14 protein-coding genes are annotated in these 19,199 nt (G+C 65.5%); 7 read left to right on the forward strand and 7 right to left on the reverse strand.

All coding sequences use genetic code 11. From position 1 onward, the window contains the following. Positions 1-8 precede the first annotated feature (8 nt). The 7 genes from V3388_RS00495 to pilG all read right to left on the reverse strand — a co-directional run bounded on the left by V3388_RS00495 (position 9) and on the right by pilG (position 12,960). Positions 9-1,055 carry a chemotaxis protein CheB gene (locus V3388_RS00495; protein WP_336365561.1) on the reverse strand — a complete coding sequence of 349 codons (1,047 nt, stop codon included), beginning with the start codon at positions 1,053-1,055 and terminating at the stop codon, positions 9-11. Then, positions 1,055-8,506: a hybrid sensor histidine kinase/response regulator gene (locus tag V3388_RS00500; RefSeq protein ID WP_336365562.1), complete on the reverse strand. Its 7,452-nt coding sequence runs from the start codon at positions 8,504-8,506 to the stop codon at positions 1,055-1,057. The genes V3388_RS00495 and V3388_RS00500 overlap by 1 nt, the downstream gene beginning before the upstream one ends. Positions 8,507-8,517: 11 nt before the next feature. After that, positions 8,518-9,417, reverse strand: a complete 900-nt coding sequence (locus V3388_RS00505; protein ID WP_336365563.1) for a CheR family methyltransferase — start codon at positions 9,415-9,417, stop codon at positions 8,518-8,520. A 27-nt stretch (positions 9,418-9,444) separates the two neighbouring features. Continuing rightward, positions 9,445-11,520, reverse strand: coding sequence for a methyl-accepting chemotaxis protein (locus tag V3388_RS00510; protein WP_336365564.1), 2,076 nt, complete (start codon positions 11,518-11,520; stop codon positions 9,445-9,447). A gap of 90 nt (positions 11,521-11,610) precedes the next feature. Continuing rightward, a complete protein-coding gene (locus V3388_RS00515) occupies positions 11,611-12,159 on the reverse strand; it encodes a chemotaxis protein CheW (protein WP_336365565.1) in 549 nt (182 codons plus the stop codon). A 13-nt stretch (positions 12,160-12,172) separates the two neighbouring features. Next, positions 12,173-12,535 (reverse strand): twitching motility response regulator PilH, encoded by a 363-nt coding sequence (gene pilH, locus V3388_RS00520; protein WP_008939836.1) that lies wholly within the window; start codon positions 12,533-12,535, stop codon positions 12,173-12,175. A gap of 32 nt (positions 12,536-12,567) precedes the next feature. Further along, positions 12,568-12,960: a twitching motility response regulator PilG gene (gene pilG, locus V3388_RS00525; RefSeq protein WP_008175635.1), complete on the reverse strand. Its 393-nt coding sequence runs from the start codon at positions 12,958-12,960 to the stop codon at positions 12,568-12,570. A gap of 309 nt (positions 12,961-13,269) precedes the next feature. Here pilG and gshB point away from each other — a divergent pair, with 309 nt between their 5' ends. The 7 genes from gshB (at position 13,270) to V3388_RS00560 (ending at position 19,075) form a co-directional block, all read left to right on the forward strand. Beyond that, positions 13,270-14,223, forward strand: a complete 954-nt coding sequence (gshB, locus tag V3388_RS00530) for a glutathione synthase (RefSeq protein ID WP_336365566.1) — start codon at positions 13,270-13,272, stop codon at positions 14,221-14,223. 64 nt (positions 14,224-14,287) lie between these two features. Beyond that, positions 14,288-15,148, forward strand: coding sequence for an energy transducer TonB (locus V3388_RS00535; RefSeq protein WP_336365567.1), 861 nt, complete (start codon positions 14,288-14,290; stop codon positions 15,146-15,148). Next, positions 15,145-15,711: a YqgE/AlgH family protein gene (locus tag V3388_RS00540; RefSeq protein ID WP_336365568.1), complete on the forward strand. Its 567-nt coding sequence runs from the start codon at positions 15,145-15,147 to the stop codon at positions 15,709-15,711. The genes V3388_RS00535 and V3388_RS00540 overlap by 4 nt, the downstream gene beginning before the upstream one ends. Beyond that, on the forward strand, positions 15,704-16,165 hold the full coding sequence (ruvX, locus tag V3388_RS00545; RefSeq protein ID WP_336365569.1) for a Holliday junction resolvase RuvX: 462 nt from the start codon (positions 15,704-15,706) through the stop codon (positions 16,163-16,165). The genes V3388_RS00540 and ruvX overlap by 8 nt, the downstream gene beginning before the upstream one ends. 43 nt (positions 16,166-16,208) lie before the next feature. Further along, on the forward strand, positions 16,209-16,718 hold the full coding sequence (gene pyrR / locus V3388_RS00550) for a bifunctional pyr operon transcriptional regulator/uracil phosphoribosyltransferase PyrR (protein ID WP_336365570.1): 510 nt from the start codon (positions 16,209-16,211) through the stop codon (positions 16,716-16,718). A 39-nt stretch (positions 16,719-16,757) separates the two neighbouring features. Beyond that, the gene (locus V3388_RS00555; protein ID WP_336365571.1) at positions 16,758-17,771 is read left to right on the forward strand and encodes an aspartate carbamoyltransferase catalytic subunit; all 1,014 of its coding nucleotides are present in this window, start codon (positions 16,758-16,760) and stop codon (positions 17,769-17,771) included. Continuing rightward, entirely contained in the window at positions 17,768-19,075 is a 1,308-nt protein-coding gene (locus V3388_RS00560) for a dihydroorotase (protein ID WP_336365572.1), read from the forward strand. The genes V3388_RS00555 and V3388_RS00560 overlap by 4 nt, the downstream gene beginning before the upstream one ends. The last annotated feature ends 124 nt before the right edge of the window (positions 19,076-19,199 follow it).

Genomic DNA, 19,199 nt, shown 5'->3' on the forward strand with positions numbered 1-19,199 from the left:
GTGTGTCCTCAGGCGGAATCGCGTTTCTGACGGGCCCGCAACAGGCAACCGTCTTCAAGAGTTCGGACCAGTTCCCGGGCCAGGGCTTCGGGTGGGCCACAGAAGCTGGCGCAGCCGGTGGCGGCCACGGCCTCGGGCATGGCGCTGCTGCCACAGCTGGCGCTCTCCTGGACCCAGATGCGGCTGCCGCGGCGGTGCAGGGCCGGCGCCGCGATGGCGCCGTCGTTGCCCATACCGGAAAACAGGATGGCGTGACAGCGACGCCCATAGTGCTCGGCCACGTTCAGCATCACCTGGTCAATGGAGGGGCCGTAGGGGCCGGGCCAGGGACCGGTGCCGGGGGTCAGCCCGCCGGCGTCGTCCAGGGTCCACTGCCGGTCCACCGGCATCATCACCACGTCGCCGTTGTGGATGCGGTCACCGGCCCGGGCAGATTTGAAGGTGTAGTGGGCGTGGCGGCCCAGCACCCGGGTGAGCACGTCGGCAAAGTGGCCGTCGATGTGCTGGGCGTAGACAAAGCCAACAGGCAAACCCGGCGGCAGGTGATCCAGGAACCGTTTGACCGCTTCCGGCCCGCCCAGGGACGCGCCCAGCACCCAGACATCTTCCGCCAGGGAACCAGGCGCCGCCGGCGGAATCCAGCGGGGCAGGGCCACGTCGGCCGCCGGTGCTTGGGACTCCAGCTGGGCCAGGGCGTCTTCCGAATCCAGTTCTTCAAGCTGGCCAAGCTGTTGTTCCAGCTTGCCCAGCAGGCGCCGCTCCCAGCGGGCATAATCGGGGGAGCCGGTACCCGGTGCCTGGTCCAGCCCAAACAGCACGGGCGCCTCGGTGTTCTCCAGCAGATGATCGAACAACGCCGGATGATCCGCCTCGTCGGCCAGCGTCACCAGCCACAATTCCGCGTCCGGCAGCGCCGGAAACAGCTGCAGCCGCTCCGGATCGCCGGAGAAGCTCACATCCAGGCCAAAGCGGGCGGTGGCGGTCTGCAGCCGGTGTCGCTGCAGCACCACGTCAGAGACAATGCCGACCCGGGGGCGGCCTGACTGACCGGTCATCACTCGTGTCCGGTCAGTCGCTGGATGGTGGCCAGCAGCTCCGCTTCCTGGAACGGCTTGCCCAGGTACTCATTGACGCCGATGGCCAGCGCCCGCTCCCGGTGCTTCTCACCGGTCCGGGAGGTGATCATGCAGATCGGCGTGTGCTTGAGCTGTTCGTCGTGGCGAACAAAACTGGCCACTTCGAAGCCGTCCATCCGGGGCATTTCGATGTCCAGCAGGATGATGTCCGGATGGTGGTCCTGCAGCTGGGCGACGGCATCCAGGCCGTCTTTGGCGGTGATCACTTCCATGCCGTTACGCTCCAGCAGCCGCGAGGTCACCTTGCGCACGGTGACCGAGTCGTCCACGACCATAACGGTGGTGACCTGCTGCTCGTAGCGGGCCGCATCGCGGGCTTTCTCGAGGCTGGCCAGGCGCTGGCGCTCGGACAGAATGTCGGACCGGATCATCGCCGGCAGGTCGAGGATGACCACCACGTTGCCGTCCCCGAGGATCGTCGCCCCGGACACGCCACGCACGGAACTGAACTGGGGCCCGAGGGATTTCACCACGATTTCCCGGCTGCCCATCAGGCTGTCCACCTGCAGCGCCATGGGCTGCTCGGCGCCCCGCACAAGGATCACCGGCAATGGCAGCGCCTGGCCCTGGAGCTTGGGCTGGTGGTCGCTGTTGAGCAGTCCACCGAGGTACTGCAGGCGGTAGTGCTGGCCGGCGTATTCAAACAGTGGCGCGTCCGGCTTGTAATACTCTTCCAGCTCGTAGGTGCTGACCCGCACAATCCCCTCGATGGTGTTCAGCGGGATAGCGTAGAAGTCTTCACCGGTGGTGACCATCAGCGCCCGGTTGACCGAGACGGTGAACGGCAGGCGCACGGTGAAGGTGGTGCCGCGGCCCAGGGCGGAGTCGATGTCCAGGCTGCCGCCGAGCTGCTTGATCTCGCTGGCGACCACGTCCATGCCCACGCCCCGGCCGGAAATCTGGGTGACTTTCTCCGCGGTGGAGAAGCCCGGCTGCAGGATGAACTGGAGGATTTCCCGGTCGCTGAGGTCTTCGTCAGCCCCCAGCATGCCCTGGCGGATGGCCTTGTCGCGGATGACCTTGGTGGGGATGCCCTTGCCGTCGTCCATCATCCGCAGCACCACGTCGCCGCCTTCGCGGGTCAGGGACAGCACCACTTCCCCGGTGTCCGGCTTGCCGGCCTTGAGGCGGTCCTCCGGGGTTTCGATGCCGTGGTCGAGGGCGTTGCGCAGCATGTGCTCCAGGGGCGCGATCATCCGCTCAAGGATGTTGCGGTCCATCTCGCCTTCGGCGTTGCGGACGTCAAACTCCACCTTTTTGCCCAGCTCGCCGCTGATCTGGCGGACAATCCGGCGCAGGCGCGGCACCATGGACGCGAACGGAATCATCCGCGTCTTCATCAGGCCTTCCTGCAGCTCGGTGTTGATGCGGGACTGCTGCACCAGCAGCGTTTCCGTATCCCGAACCCGGTCGGACAGGGTCTCCCGCAGATCCGCGAGGTCCGATGAGGATTCGGTCAGCGCCCGGGACAGCTGCTGGATGGAGGAGTAACGGTCCATTTCCAGGGGATCGAAATCGTCGCCGTAGTCCGGGCCGTGCTCCTGCTCCGCCCGGAACAGGATCTGGGCTTCGGTTTCGATGTCCATGCGCCGCAGCTGTTCCCGCAGACGCTCGATGGTGGCGGCCATTTCATCCAGGGTGTGGCTGAAATCGCTGGTCTGGGTTTCCAGCCGGCCCCGGGTGATACTGGTTTCGCCCGCCAGGTTGACCAGGTCGTCCAGCAGTGGCGCGGAGACTCGGATGGTTTCCTGGGCCCGCTGGTTGTCCCTGCCCTGGCGACGGGGTTGCGCTGGCTTGGCGGCGGGTTTGGGGGCCGGTGCTTCCGGCGCCGCCGGGGGGCTGGATGGTGCGGTATCGACGGGCTCCACCGGCGCTGGCTCTGCGGCTGGCGCCTCTGGCGCCGGAGCGTCGCCGCCCTGGGCCCGGGCTCGCACCTCGGCGACCAGGGCACCGATCCGGTCGTATTCCCCGGTGATGGCCTGCCAGTCCGCCGCTTCCGGCGCGTTGCCGCCCAGGTCGATCAGGCGGGTCTCCAGTTCGTGGGCCTGGTCGCCCAGGGTCTTGAGCTGCGCCAGGCGGGCGCCGCCTTTGAGGGTGTGCAGGGCGCGCTGGGCTTCCTGGTTGAAATCGTGGTTGGCCGGCTCTTTCTGCCAGTCGGCCAGCAGGCGTTCGAGCTGGTCGAGCAGCTCGCCGGCTTCTTCCAGGAAAATCTCCAGCACTTCCGGATCCACCGACGCGTCCTGCGCCTCAGCGTCGGTCTGAACCTGGTCGGCGCCGGATTCCGGCGGCCGGGTAAACTCCGCCACCAGCTCCGGTGCCACGGTCGGCAGTTGGCCGCTCTCCAGGCTGTCCAGCATGGCTCGCAGAGCCACCACCGCGCGGTCGCTAACCGGCAGCATGCGTGCCGGTTCAACGTCGCCGGCCAGCACCGGATCCAGGGCGTCGGACCAGGCCTCGGCCAGCTCCGCCACCGCGTCCACATCCGCCAGGCGGGCACCGCCCTTGAGGGTGTGCAGTTCCTGCTGAAGCCGGGTGACGCCGGCCAATTCATCGGGCTGTTCCCGCCACTGGCTCAGGCATTCGAGCAGCGCGTCGTGAATTTCCACGCCCTCGTCCAGGAAGATGCCGATCAGGTCGTCGTCCGCCGGCGCCGGCGACAGGGATTCGTTGAGGGCCGGGCCCACCGTGTCGCTGTCCCAGTCGAGGTCGTCATCGATCGATTCCTCGGTCGGTGCCGGGCCGGTGTCGCCCCGGAGAATCCCCTCAACCTGATGAATCAGGTCGGTCGCCGGCGGGCAGGGCTTGTGGGTGGCCACCTGGTCCACCATGGAGGCGAGCCGGTCGTGGCAGGCGAACAACAGTTCCATCATGGTGCCGGAGGCGGTCAGGCGGCCGTCGGCCACCCGTTCGAACAGGTCTTCCAGCACGTGGCTGAGATCGCCAATGGCGTCAACACCGGCCATGCGGGCGCCGCCCTTGAGGGTGTGTACGTCCCGCTGGAGTTCGGCCGCGACCTGGGTATTGGTCGGGTCCTCGCTCCAGGTGTGCAGCGCGCTGCTGGTGGAATTGACCAGGTCATAGGCTTCCTCCAGGAAGATGCCGACCAGTTCCGGATCCAGATCCGCCAGGGATTCGCCGCCGTTCGCGGCCGGGGTATCGCGTTCCGTGTCGGCGGCGGTCCCGGCGTCGCCCACATTGGTGGTGGGCCGCTCGCCCCGGGCTTCGGCCATGTAGGCGCGAATGTCGCTGATCAGGTCCGGTGCCGGGCGCGGGGCCTGGCCGGCCTCCATGGCCTCCACCATGCTCGCCAGGCGATCGTGGCTGCGGAACAACAGGTCTGACAGGGACGGGTTGATCGCCAGGCGCTGGTCCGTTAGCCCCTCGAACAGGGTTTCCAGTTCGTGGGAGAGGTCGCCGACGGCCCCAATGTCGGCCAGTCGGGCGCCGCCCTTGAGGGTGTGCAAATCCCGCTGAAGCAGGCGCAGCAGATCCGTGTTTCCGGTGTCCTCGCTCCACTGCTGCAGAGCGTCGGCAGTGCTGTTGACCAGGTCCCGGGCCTCCTCCAGGAAGATGGCGGCCAGCTCGTCGTCCATGTCGCTGTCGTCGGATTCGTCGGTTTCCGGCAGCGGTGGCAGAGAATCATCGTCGGGCGCGGCAGAATCGCTGGTGGCCTCGGCGCTGTCGTCGTCCAGGCTGCGGTCGATGACATCCAGATCGTCGGTGAAGGCCTGGTCGAACGGGTCGTCTTCCCGGGGCGCGGCGGCCACGGCAAATCGGCGCAGCTCATCCACTAGGGTGGGGTCGGCGTGGGTGGCGAGGCCAGCAGCCACCTGGTCCATCATGTTGATCAGCTGTTCGTGGGCCTCACGAACCACCTCGAAGAAACCGTCCGTCGGAGACTGATCGCTGGCTGAATTGGCGGCGTAGGCGTCCCGGAGGGCGCCGGCCAGTTCAGAGACGTCGGCCAGGCCAGCGTCGGCGGCGCCCAGGGTCAGATGGCCCAGTTCGTCCCGCAGGCGGGTGACGGGGCCGGTGTCTTCGGGGGCGGCGGCCCACTCGTCAAGAATGCGCTCGGCGTCCAGAACGATGTCCAGCCCCTCGTTCAGGAACAGTTCCACCAGCTGGGCACGGCTCTGCTCCGCCGGCTCGTCCCGTTCGGCGCTGGCTCCGTCACGGCCGCCGCTGGCGAGCGCCTCAAGCTGGGCCAGGAAATCGTCGGTGCCAGCCAGAGTCTGCTGGGGCGCGTTCTGGATCTGAGCCAGGCCCTGATCGAGAAATTCGCAGACCTGGCGAATCAGCTCGATGACCGGCTGGTCCGCTCGCCGGTTCTGGGCTCGGGATTCCTTGACGAAGTGTTCCAGCGGCGTGATTACCCGGGCAATCGGTTCGATGCCGGCGGTGTTGGCGCTGCCCTTAAGGGTATGCAGCGCGCGGGACAGGTCGTCGGTGTAGGCTGTGCTGGTTTTATCACCGGCGGCGGCCACATAGTCCCGCAGGGTCTGAAGATGGGTCTCCGCCTCGCTCTGGAAAATGTCCAGCAGCACCGGGTCGAGCTCGTCTTCTTCGGCCACTTCGATGGTGGCGGCCTCGTGGTCGCCCGGCAGGGGTGTTTCGGCGGTCGGCATGACACTGGCGTCAGGAATCTCGCCGTTGGCCAGGGCGCGGGCACGGGCCTCAAAGCCGCCCGTTTCCTGGGAGGCCGGGCGGCGGTGTTCAAAGTCGCTGACCAGCGCCGGTAGCGCATCGGTTACGTCCTGCAGCAGGCGGGCGATGTCGTCGTTCATGAACACGCTGCCATCGATCACCCGGTTGAGCATGTTCTCCACCGCCCAGGCCAGCTCGCCAACCACCAGCGCGCCGACCATGCGGCCGCTGCCCTTGAGGGTATGAAACGCGCGCCGGATTTCCGTCAGGGCGCTGCGGTCATCGTGCTGCCGCAGCAGCATGGGCAAGTATTCCCGCACCGTATCAAGAACTTCGCCGGCCTCTTCAATGAAGATTTCCAGAATGTCGTCGTCGATCAGGTCGTCGTCGGCGTCGGAAGCCACGGCAGGGGCTTCTGTGGCCGGCGGAACTTCCTCCTGGTTGTCCTCGGTCGCGCCCATCGTGACCTCGGCGCCGTCGCCGGCGTCTGCGGCGTCGCCGTCGGCGCGGAGAGCCGCTGTGTCGTCGGCCCGGCGGGTGTCCGCCAGGGCTTCGGCCCGGGCGATAAGTCCGGCCACATCACCATGAACGTCACCGGTGCGGAATTCTTGAATCAGGCCCGGAATGCGGTCATTGACGTCGTCAATCAGGCCGAACAGCTCGTCGGTGGGCCGGACGGTCTGATCGATCACACGATTCAGCAGGTTTTCCACCGACCAGGCCAGTTCGCCAATACTGGTGGCGCCCACCAGTCGGCCGCTGCCTTTGAGCGTGTGGAAGGCCCGGCGTACTTCAGACAGCGCCTCACGGTCGCTGTGGTCCTGGCGCAGCCTTGGGTAGAACTCGTGGATGGTCTCCAGCACTTCGCCGGCTTCTTCCACAAAGATCTCGAGGATCTCGTCGTCCAGCAGGGTGTCGTCGGAGCCTTTGACGGCTTCCGGCTCCGGGGCGACGTCGGGCTCGGCCGAATCACTGAGTACCGGGGGCGCGACGGAGGTGTCCGGAGCCTGCCAGGTGGGCTCGGCGCCGGGGGGGAACCCGAGAGAGGTGAGGCTGTCCTCTGCCACCCGCAGCACGCCGTCGTTTTCACCGATGCCTTCGGCCAGACGCTCCAGGTAGTACTCGATGCTGGTCACCGCGTCCGCGAGGGTATCCAGCTGTTTCCAGTCTGGCACCTGGCGGCTGCCCAGAAGCACGTCAGTCACGTAGCGTTCGGCACAGCCGAGCATGTCCGAGACCTGGTCCAGCGGGATCAGTGCCAGGCCACCGCGAATGCTGTGCAACAGCCCGGGCACGTGGTCGATTTCCCGGGTATCCCACTGGGACGCAATGAAGTTGACGATGGCCGACTTGACCTGTTCGAGGGTGTTGCGGGATTCCCTCAGCAGCGCGCTGCTGGCGTCGTCCAGTTCCCGGGAGCCAAGGTTGAGAGCGGCACTGGTGCCGTCGTCCTCGGCGCTGCCAATCGACAGATCGTTGTCGAGGCCGGCCAGGCTGGCTTCGACGTAGAGCAGGGCGCCGGCGATGTCCATGAGGGTGCCGTCGTCCGCGGGCTCGGCCTGCCCGATCAGGCGCTGCACCAGTTCGGCTTGTTCGTTCACCACCCGACGGGGAATGCCGAGGCCCAGCACCGCCAGGGTGTTCGACACCAGATGCAGGCCCGGCAGCAGATCTTCGAGCTCGGCGTTCTGGCGCAGGTCCGAGCGTACGAACAGGTCAAGCTGGTCCTTGAGCTTGGCCAGTTCTTCATTCAGCGCGCCCACCACCGAGTGGATGGCCTCCCGGCCGGGGCCGGAGGCGCGGGTGCGGGCGGCGTCCACATCGTCCTCGGACGGCAGCGCCTCGGCAAGCTGGTAATCGGTGCGGACGGCGTTGACCTGAGGCGTATCAAGATCGCGGGCCCGGGCGACGTAATACAGCAGGTGCTTGAGCAGGGCTTCGGGCGCCGGGGACTGCAGGGCGCGGGCGTGCTCGTCGCTGAGCCGGCGAATTTCCGTGTCCAGTTCCCGGAGCAGGGATTTCACCGCGGCGTTGACCGGGTTGACCTGTGCCTGCAGGGTTTCCACAAAGGCGCCGGCGGCCCGCCAAAGCTCGCCCCGCGGGGTTTTCTGGCAGAGGCGGATCAGGCGTGCAATGACCTTCTGCAGGTAATCGAAGTGCGACGGCAGGTCGTCTTCGCGGACCACGCCGGCCAGGGCAAACTGGTACATCTGCCGGAGTTTGCGAACATGGCCGAGCACGTTTGGGTCCTGCAGGCGCTGGGCCGCTTTCGGGCTCACCCGGATGTGCGCCCGGCTCAGATCCGGCTTGAACAGGGAGGTATCGGACAGCAGCGCTTCGCCCCGGGCGGCGCGCAGATCGTTCAGCAGGGGCAGCAGGATCAGCGGGAAATCGTCCCGGCTGCTGGTCAGGTGTTCGAGATACTGGGGCAGCTGAAGGATGGCCTGCATCAATACGTCGACGGCCTCGTCCACGCTGGTGACGGTGTCGTTGAGCAGCGCCTGGGTCAGCTTCTCCATCTCTTCGGTGAGCAGGGCCGCGCCATAGAGCTCGACCATCTGCAAGGTGCCATGCACCTGGTGGAGATAGTTCAGGCAGAAGCGCAGGCGCGCGGTGTCGTCGCGATTCTCGACATACGCTTCCAACGCATGCTGACCCTGGGTCAGCGTGTCCTGTATTTCACCCCGAACCCAGTCCAGGGCGATGCTGTCATGGTGATTGCCCATAACCACTCCGGTTATTCGTCGTCGGCCTGGCGTTTGATCCACGCCAGGACATGTTCAGAGGGAACCCGTTGAAGGCCAGGCGGCTGCCAGTCGGTCAGCTCGCCTTGCCCCAGCACCAGGAGCCCCCCGGGCGCCAGCCGCTCTGCCAGTCGTTTGACGATCTCACGCCGGCGCCAACGGCGAAAATAGATCAGCAGGTTCTGGCAAAAAATGATGTTCATGCCGTGCATCGGTGCGTCGGCCAGGTCCAGCACATTGAGCCGTGTGAAACACACCCGGTCGCGGAGACCGTTCGCAATCTCTACCGTGTTGCGCTCCGACGGGTGGAAGTAGCGCGTTTTCAGGTCCTCGGCCACCCCCAGCAGCTTGCGGGGGTTGAACTGCCCCCGTCGGGCCTTGTCGATGGCCGGCTTGCTGATGTCCGAGCCAGTCACGCCAAACAGGGGCGGTAGTGCCAGTTCGGTCATGCATTCGTTGAGAATCATGGCCAGGGTGTAGGGCTCTTCGCCCGTGGAACAGCCAACGCTCCAGGCTTCCAGCGGCCGCCGCCGGAGCTGTTCCCGGGGCCGGGTCAGGATGTAGTCCGACACCAGCCGGAAGGCATCCGGATCCCGGAAGAACCGGGTTTCCTGCACCGTCAGCCGGTCCACCAGAGTGGACCATTCCCGGACGGCGTCCGGTCCGGACACAATCTGCTCGTAATAGGCCTGGTAGCTGCTGCAGCCAATCTCCCGCATCCGGATGCCCAGATTGGTCTCCAGGAACGAGCGCCGCTCGAAGGACAGGGTCATGCCGGTGCGATGCTCCAGCAGGGCCTGCCACTGGCTGAACTGCGCCTCGTCCATGTCTGGGAGTCGGCGCAGGGACCAGATCCCTTCGGCGGTGCATAGCGGGTTGTGGGTCTGCGCCATGGTCCGTCAACTGCCCGGGGCTGCGCGTCAGCCCACCACCGGTACGTCGCTGTCCTCTTCGAGGGCCTCGTCGGCGAGGTCTTCTTCCGGCAGGGTGAAGCCGGCCACCGAGGAACGCAGCTCCGAGGCCATCTCCGCCAGGTTACCGATCGACTTGGCGGTCGCGTTGGTACCGGAGGACGTCTGGGAGGTGATTTCCTGGATGACGTTCATGGTGGTGGAGATATGCGACGCGGAGGACGACTGCTGACGGGCCGCATTGGAAATGTTCTGGATCAGTTCCGCCAGGGACATGGACACGTTCTCGATTTCCTCGAGCGCGATACCGGCGTCCTGGGCCAGGCGAGCACCACGGACCACCTCGGCGGTGGTGTGCTCCATGGAGATAACCGCCTCGTTGGTGTCCGACTGGATGGTCTTTACCAGTGCTTCGATCTGCTTGGTGGCGGCGGAGGACCGCTCTGCCAGCCGCTGTACTTCGTCCGCAACCACCGCGAAGCCCCGGCCCGCGTCACCGGCCATGGACGCCTGGATGGCGGCGTTCAGGGACAGGATGTTGGTCTGGTCGGCGATGTCGTTGATCAGGGATACGATGTCACCGATTTCCTGGGACGATTCACCCAGACGCTTGATCCGCTTGGAGGTTTCCTGGATCTGCTCACGGATGTTGTCCATGCCCCGGATGGTGTTCTGCACCACCTCGGCGCCTTTTTTCGCGATCGCAACCGACCGCTCGGCTACCGCGGAGGATTCGGCGGCGTTCGAGGACACCTGGTCGATGGACACGGCCATCTCGTTCACCGCGGCGGAGGCGCCGGCGATTTCCTGGGCCTGGTGCTCGGAGGCGTCCGCCAGATGCATGGCCGTAGCCTGGGTTTCCTGGGCCGCGGAGGCAACCCGCTCGGCGGTGCCCCGGATGGCCTGTACCAGACCGCGCATCTGGTCGATGGCGTAGTTGATGGAGTCGGCGATGGCGCCCGTGAAGTCCTCGGTAACCGTGGCCTCCGTGGTCAGGTCACCGTCGGCCAGGTCGGCCAGTTCGTCCAGCAGTCGCAGGATGGCGTTCTGGTTCTGCTCGTTCTGCTCCTGAGTGGTGGCCAGGCGCGCCTGGGCTTCGCGGTACAGCACAAGGCCGATGGCGACAACGATAGCGACCATGCCGGCTAGGATGAAGAAGGCCAGGGTCGGGCTGATGAACCTCGACTGGGCCTGAGCGCGGAAGTCCGTGGCCAGTGTGGACAGCCCGGCGAGCAGTTGCTCGGAGTTGTCGAAGATGTTGCTGGCGGCGGTGCGGGCCTTGAAGAGGTCGGGAGAGGCTTCAAGAATCGCGTCGACGTTCTGGGAGACGTATTGGAACAGCTCGGAGACCGCCTGCAGGCCGTAGATGGCGTCCTCGTCGGTGACCTTGGAGATGCCCATGGCCTGGTTGCCCTTGAGCTGGCCTTCGAGGACCCGGCCAAACAGGCTGGCGTCGCGGCCGAAACGGTCGGCGGCGATGACCGCGTCTTCGTCACCGGAGAGAACGTTGTTGACGGAGCGGACGATCCGCTCGGCCAGCAGGGACTGGCGCTGGGCCAGGGCAACCTGTTCCGCCGGCGCCTTGTTGTCCAGCAGGATCTGTACGATGTCGTCGTATTCCACCTGCAGCTGCGGGATGTTCTCGTTCAGCGTCTGGGCCACGTCATGCAGGCTCAGTACCGCGTCCTTGGTGGACAGCACCTTGTCGGCGCTTTCACGCACGGAATCCCAGGTGGTCTGGACGCCGCTGGTCTGGGCCATCTCGCTGGGGGGCAGGCCGGTATCCGGGTTGCCTTCGGTCACGTAGGTCCAGAGCTTCTGGAACTCGTCCCGGGAGTTGCGCAGCTGGTCGAAGGCGGAGGCGGTACCACCAGCCGCCTCGGTGGCGTTCTTGGCGATGGCCTGCGACAGCACCCGCAGTTCGGCGGCGTGCGCGATGTAGCGCTGATCGTTCTGGCTGTTCTTGTTGATGATGAACAGCACGACGACGAGCAGCACGGTCAGTGCGATCAGTCCTGCGATCAGGCCGGCAATCAGACGGTTGCCTCCCTGTCCCATACCGAGTCTTCCTGCTCTGTTTTTCATGTTCTGGCTCCCGGCCTTTCTAGCGATTGGCAAGTTTGTTATGTCAAAGATCAGACGGTCAGGGGGACGTTCCTGCCAGTGTCGTCACCCTTACCACTGTGAAACGTCCAGAAAACGCTCATCGTTCACCAGGTCGGCGGCGGAGAACACGTTCCAGACTTCTTCGTTGCGCTCGTAGCCGCCCGAGACGAACGGCTGAACGCGGTCAGGCACACCGTCTGCGGTGTCCCGGAAACTGTCGGTGGCGAAATACTGCATGCCGAGCACACTGTCGACCACCAGGCCGCTGAAGATGTCGCCCTGTTCGACGACCAGAACGCGGCGCTCCCGCTGGCTGCGGGAGGAGCGGGGAATGTCAAAGAATCCGGCCAGGTCCACCAGCGGCAGCAGCCGCCCGCGCACGTTGGCCGCTCCCATCAGGAACGACCGGACGCCGGGGATGTGGGTAAACCGGGGCACGTGCAGGATTTCCGCCACCTCGCCCATGGGGGCGACGTAACGGTGGCCGGACAGCACAAAACCGATGCCGTTCCAGAGATCGACGGCTTCCTGCTGCTCTGGCAGGCCGGCGGCCAGACTCCGGCTGCGCTGGGCGATGTCCGAGAGTAGGGCGAACGGTGAGGCGGCCTGGGGGGACATGAATACTCCGGGTTCAGGCGATCAGGCTGTTGATCGTCTTGATCAGATCGTCTTCGTTGACCGGTTTGACCAGGTAACCCTTGGCGCCCTGGCGGGTGCCCCACACGCGGTCGGTTTCCTGATCCTTGGTGGTGACGATGACCACCGGAATGGAGGCGGTCTCCGGGGCGCGGGTCAGCTGGCGAGTGGCCTGGAAGCCGTTCAAGCCGGGCATGACCACGTCCATCAGCACCAGGTCCGGCGTTTCAGCACGGGCCTTGGCGACACCATCGGCGCCGTTGTCGGCGGTGAGCACCTCGTGCTGGTGCTTCTCCAGGATGGTGGAGATCTTCTTAACCTCGGTGGGGGAATCGTCAACAATGAGAATGCGGGCCATGGTTTCCTCGATGGTTCTTGATCTGAGCAGGTTTACTGTTCCGCCTGGGGCACATACTGGCGGATCGTGTTGAGCAGCTCATCCTTGCTGAACGGTTTGGTCAGATACTGGTCAGAGCCGACGATACGACCCTTGGCCTTGTCAAACAGCCCGTCCTTGCTGGAGAGCATGATAACCGGCGTCTTTTTGAAAGAGGAATTGTTCTTGATGAGTGCGCAGGTTTGGTAGCCGTCCAGGCGGGGCATCATGATGTCGACAAAGATGATGTCCGGCTGGGAATCGGCGATCTTGGCCAGAGCGTCAAAGCCATCCGTCGCGGTGATCACTTCACAGCCGACTTTTTTAAGCAGGGTTTCCGCGGTGCGACGAATGGTCTTGCTGTCGTCGATCACCATGATCTTCAGGTTCTCGAAGTTGTCATCCATTATGCAACTGCCTTGCGCTCAGCGACTGTCTTGTTTTCGAACAGAGGGTTGTAACACAAACCTTCAGGTTCTTCTATAAACCCGCACAGTTATAGAATATGAGGGCCGAATTAAAAAGTGTTTGTTTGTGACCAAATGTACTGGTGCCGGCACGGTCACGTCAGGGATAACCCCGATGGAGGGGGTTCCATCTCCGGATGCATTCACCGGTCGGGTACACTACCATCTGACGATTCAGCATAGCACTTTCTGCCCGGTCCACTCTGCTGACCGGTTCGTGTTTTTACTGCCCAGGAGCCGAAACACCTCATGACAGTCCGACTCGGGATCGTGATGGATCCCATAGACCAGATTACCTACAAGAAGGACAGTTCACTGGCCATGTTGCTGGCGGCCCAGAAGCGGGGCTGGCAGATCGAGTACATGGAGCAGTCCGACCTGTATCTGGACGGCGCCCGTGCCATGGCCCGGACCCGGGAGCTGACCGTGTACGCCGATCCAGACAAGTGGTTCGGGTTTGGCGGCAGCCAGGAGCGTGCCCTGGGCGACCTGGACGTCATTCTGATGCGCAAGGACCCGCCGGTGGACCGGGAATTCCTCATGGCCACCTACATCCTGGAGGCGGCTGAGCAACAGGGCGCCCTGGTGGTTAACCCGGCTGCGACCCTGCGGGACTGCAACGAGAAGCTGTTCGCCACCCAGTTTGACGATCTGACCCCGCCGCTGCTGGTGAGTCGGTCGGCCGAGCGTTTCCGGGAATTCTATGCCCGCCACGGTGACATCATCATGAAGCCGGTGGACGGCATGGGTGGCCACTCGATCTTCCGGGTGCGGGAAAACGACTTCAACCTGGGGGTGATCATCGAGACCTTGACCCACTATGGCGAGCACCAGGCCATGGCCCAGAAATACATCCCGGAAATCGTCGATGGCGACAAGCGCATCCTGCTGATCGACGGTGAACCGGTGCCCTACGCCCTTGCGCGAATTCCGTCCCAGGGGGAGAATCGCGGCAACCTGGCGGCCGGCGGCCGCGGTGAGGGCCGTGAACTGACCGCCCGGGACCGGGAAATCTGTGCCCGGGTGGCACCGGCCATCAAGGCGAAGGGCCTGATGTTCGTGGGCCTCGATGTGATCGGCGACTACCTTACCGAAATCAACGTCACCAGCCCCACCTGCATCCGGGAGTTGGATGCGGCCTTCGGTATCGACATAGCCGGGCAACTGATGGACGCCATCGAACGGCGTTTGAACGCGGCCTGACCGACAGGCCGCACGGGCGGACGTCAGGGCTGAAATAAGGGCGGGAGTAACGGCGGATGGGAGCATGGCAGTTCAGGTAAGCGACACAGACCGGTTTTCGTTCACGCTGTTTCTGGCGCTGGCCCTGCACGCCGTGCTGGTCCTGGGCATCACGTTTGCGCCGGAGTCCCCGACGCCATCCGCCCAGACCATGGAGATCACGCTTGCCCAGTTTGACGATGAGAAGGCGCCCGAGAAGGCCGACTTTCTGGCACAGACCAATCAGGTGGGCAGCGGGACCGAAAATGAAGCCCGCGAGTTGACCACGCCGCACCCATCGGATCTGGCGCAGCCCGCGCCGCCTGAAGCGCCGCCGCAGTCCCCGGCGCGTACCGAGCCCGAAAAAACGCAGAAAGTGCCGGTGGTATCGACCACCGGAGCCTCTGACCGCAAAGTGGCGCCGGCAAAAGACGCCGACCAGGAACGGCCTGCGCCGGTGCAGAAGAAAAAGAGCCTGATGGAGCGGAGCCTTGAAATCGCCGCCCTGGAGGCTCGCTTTGACGCCCAGCAACAGGCCTACGCCCGCAAGCCCCGTGTGATGCGGGTGACGGCCGCATCCACTCTGAAATCCTCGAATGCCTGGTACGTGCAGAACTGGGTCAGCAAGGTGACCCGGGTCGGCAACATCAACTATCCGACCGAAGCCCGCCGGGAAGGACTCTATGGCACCCTGCGGATGCTGGTTTCCCTGCGCAAAGATGGCACAATCAAAGAAGTGTCGATTCTGCAGTCATCCGGCAGCCGGGTTCTGGATGACGCGGCCATTCGTATTGTCCGGATGGCATCGCCCTTTGCCCCCTTCCCGGAGGAGATGAGCGAGAACGTGGACGAGCTGGAAATCATTCGTACCTGGTCGTTCCAGAAGCGGGGGTTGTCCTCCGGATGAACGCGTCCCGGGTATCGCCTCACTCCCTGCAGCACCATTTCCTGGTGGCCTCACCCTGGCTGGCCGACCCGCGGTTCCACGGCACCGTGGTGTATCTGTGCGAGCATTCGGACGAAGGCGCCCTCGGGCTGGTGGTGAACCGGCCCCTGGATCTTGTTCTGGGCGAAATCCTGGAGCAGATGGACCTTCCGGGGGAGGACCTGGACGTACCGGTATACGGCGGCGGTCCGGTCCAGCCAGAACGGGGCTTCGTACTGCACACCCCCGGCGTGGTCTGGCAGCACACCGCGTCGGTGCACGCCGACGTCAGCCTGACCACCTCCCGGGACGTGCTGGCGGCCATCGGCCGGAGCGACGGGCCGGCCCGATACCAGGTACTGCTGGGTTACTCCGGCTGGAGCGCCGGGCAGTTGGAGGAAGAGCTGGGCAGCAACGCCTGGCTGACCTGTCCCGCCTTTGCCGACCTCCTGTTTGAAACCCCGGTGGATCAGCGCTACCAGGCCGTGCTGGCGTCCATGGGCATTGATCTGAACCAACTGACCGAGTCGGTGGGCCATGCCTGAGGCAGGCCGCCGGCGGGTGATGGCGTTTGATTTCGGGCTGCGCCGGATGGGCGCGGCGGTTGGCCAGGAATGGCTCGGCCGGGGCGAGCCACTGGCGCTGATTCCGGCCCGGGACGGCATCCCGGACTGGACGCGCATTGAGGCGTTGCTGACCGAGTGGCAGCCGGACCTGGTGCTGGTGGGGTTGCCCCTGAACATGGACGGCACCGAGAACGAGATGTGCGCCCGGGCCCGCAAGTTTGGCAAGCGCCTGCAAGGGCGGTTTCACTGCCCGGTTGAGATGGTGGACGAACGCCTGACCAGTTTTGAGGCCAAGGGCGACGCCCTGGCCGCCGGCCGGTCCAGGGATTTTGGCCGGAACGGCATCGACGACCGGGCGGCGGTGCTGATATTGGAAACCTGGTTCCGGGACCGGGATAATACGGGCGGCGGGCCGGCCAGGTTTGACCGCTGATGGAAGCGCGCCCGGATCGCACCGGGAACATCACGAGGACAGCATGACTGCACAGCTAGACATCCACCGGTTGCTCGACGACATGGAGGCCGGCATTCGCCAGCAGCTCCAGGACCGCAACATCACGGCCCCGGTGGTGGTGGGCATCCGCACCGGCGGCGTGTGGCTGGCCGACCTGCTCGCCAAGCGACTGGACATTGCCGAGCCCATCGGCGAGCTCGACATCTCCTTCTACCGGGACGACTTCAGCCGTATTGGTCTGAACCCGAAGGTGATGCCCTCCAGCCTGCCGTTTGACACCGAAGATCGGGACATCCTGCTCATCGACGATGTCATCATGAGCGGCCGCACGATCCGCGCCGCCATGAACGAACTGTTTGACTACGGCCGGCCCGCCAGTATCCTGCTGGCCACCCTGATTGACCTGGGCGCCCGTGAGCTGCCGATTCAGCCGGACGTCACCGGCCGGACGCTGAACCTGGCCGACAACCAGCGGGTCAAACTGCGGGGCCCCGATCCCCTGCACATCGAGTTCCAGCAAACCACCGGCTGACCCGGACCACCGACCGCACGACACGACAACAGGCGAGCCATGACCGCACACGACCCTGACCCGAACTCTCTGCAGCTGACCCGGGACGGTCAGTTGCGGCATTTTCTCACCCTGGACGGGCTCGACCGGGCCCTGCTGACGGACATCCTCGACACCGCTGACTCGTTCATCGAAGTGGGCGAACGCACCATCAAGAAGGTACCGTTGCTGCGTGGGCGCACCGTCGTCAACCTGTTCTTCGAATCCAGCACCCGCACCCGCAGCACGTTCGAGCTGGCGGCCAAGCGGCTGTCGGCGGACGTGCTGAACCTGGACATCAGCACCTCGGCCACCTCCAAGGGCGAGTCCCTGTCCGACACCCTGCTGAACCTTGAAGCCATGGCCTCTGACATGTTCGTCGTGCGCCATTCCCAGAGCGGGGCACCCCATTTCATCGCCGAGAGCGTGACGCCGGGCGTGGCCATCATCAACGCCGGCGACGGCCGCCACGCCCACCCGACCCAGGCCATGCTGGACATGTTGACCATTCGCCAGCACAAGGGGCAGTTTGAGGGCCTGAAGGTCGCTATCGTGGGGGACGTGCTGCACAGCCGGGTCGCCCGTTCCCAGATCCGCGCGCTGAACGAACTGGGCGCCGAGGAAGTGCGGGTGATCGCGCCGGGTACGCTGCTGCCCCGGGACGTGGAAAACCTGGGCTGCACCGTGGAATACGACATGGCCCGGGGCATGAAGGACCTGGACGTGGTGATCATGCTGCGGCTGCAGAAGGAGCGGATGGAAGGCGCCCTGCTGCCCAGCGAGCGAGAGTTCTACCGGCTCTACGGCTTGAGTCGCGAAAAGCTCGCTCTGGCACACCCGGGATGCATTGTGATGCACCCGGGGCCGATCAACCGGGGCGTGGAGATCGAATCGGCGGTGGCCGACGGTCCCCAGTCCGTCATTCTGAATCAGGTGACCAACGGCATCGCCGTGCGCATGGCGGTGATGTCCATGGCCATGGGTGGGCAGGTCGCCGAGCGACAGTCGCCGGCAAGCGGGAGGGTCCAGGCATGAGCACAACCCTGACAGTATCCGGCGCCAGCCTTCGGATTACCGGTGGCCGCCTGATCGACGGCGACGGCCAGTCCCGGGACAACCCTGGCCTGCTGATCCGGGACGGCCGGATTGCCGCTATCGGCGCCGACGCCGGCCAAGGCCCCGTGGACAATACGCTGGACGCCAGCGGCTGGGTGGTGGCGCCCGGCTTCGTGGACCTGTGCTGCAATCTCCGGGAACCGGGTAACGGCCAGAAAGGCAATATTGCCTCGGAAACCCGGGCGGCGGCCCACGGCGGCTTCACCACCGTGTGCGCCTCGCCGGAGACCTCGCCGGTGAACGATTCCGGCGCCGTCACCCATCTGATCCGGGAGGGCGCCGCCCAGCGTTCGCCCATCCGGGTGCTGCCGATCGGAGCCATTACCCGGGGCCTGGAAGGCGAGCTGCTCAGCGACATGGCCGGCCTGGTGGGCGCCGGTTGCGTGGCCCTCGGCAACGGCTCCCGCAGCGTACGCAACGCCCGCATCCTGCGCCGGTGCATGGCTTACGCGCAGACCTTCGGGGTAACGGTGATGTTCCATCCGGAAAACGCCGCCCTGGCCGCCGACGGTTACGCCCACGATGGTGCCGTGGCGTCCCGTCTGGGCCTGCTGGGCATTCCGGAGGTGGCGGAGACCGCCGCGTTGATGGAGCTGCTGCTGCTGGCGGAGGAGACCGGCGTACGCTTGCACCTGAGCCAGATTTCCTGCGCCCGCAGCGTGGCCATGGTGGCCGAGGCCCGGGCCCGGGGCGTTCGGGTGACGGCGGACGTGGCCATGCACCACCTGTGCTTTACCGAGGCGGCCCTGGCCGGTTTCGACAGCCGGTATCACGTGCGCCCGCCCCTGCGGTCAGAAGCAGACCGCCTGGCGCTGCTGGCGGGGGTGCGCGACGGCGTGATCGACGCCATTGTCAGCCAGCACCAACCCCACGACCCGGCGGCCAAGCAGGCGCCCCTGGGGGCCACCGAGCCGGGCCTGTCCAGTGTGGAAAGCGTGTTGTCCCTGGGGCTTGAGCGTGTGGCCGCCGGCGAGTTGACCGAAACCCAGCTGATCCGGGCACTGACCGGAGGTCCGGCCTCGGTGCTCGGACGGGCCGCGTCCCTGTCCGTTGGCCAGCCTGCGGACCTGTGCCTGTACGACCCCGCCGCTCACTGGCAGGCGGTCGAGCCCCATCTTGTGTCCGCCGGGCGTCACCCGCCGGTGCGTGACCGGCGGCTGCCGGGCGTGGTGCGCCTGACCCTGGTGGAGGGCCGGCCGGCCTGGCAGAACCTGCCGGGCTGAAAATGCGGCAGGGGTGGAATCACCCCTGTCGACACCGTCACAGATTCCTGAGCTTTGCCGAAAAGACCTTGATGACAGGCACGGGTGCCAACGTATCCTTATATGGGCCCATTTATGGTCCAAC

This window comes from Marinobacter sp. C2H3, from assembly GCF_037080155.1.
Taxonomy (GTDB): Bacteria; Pseudomonadota; Gammaproteobacteria; order Pseudomonadales; family Oleiphilaceae; genus Marinobacter.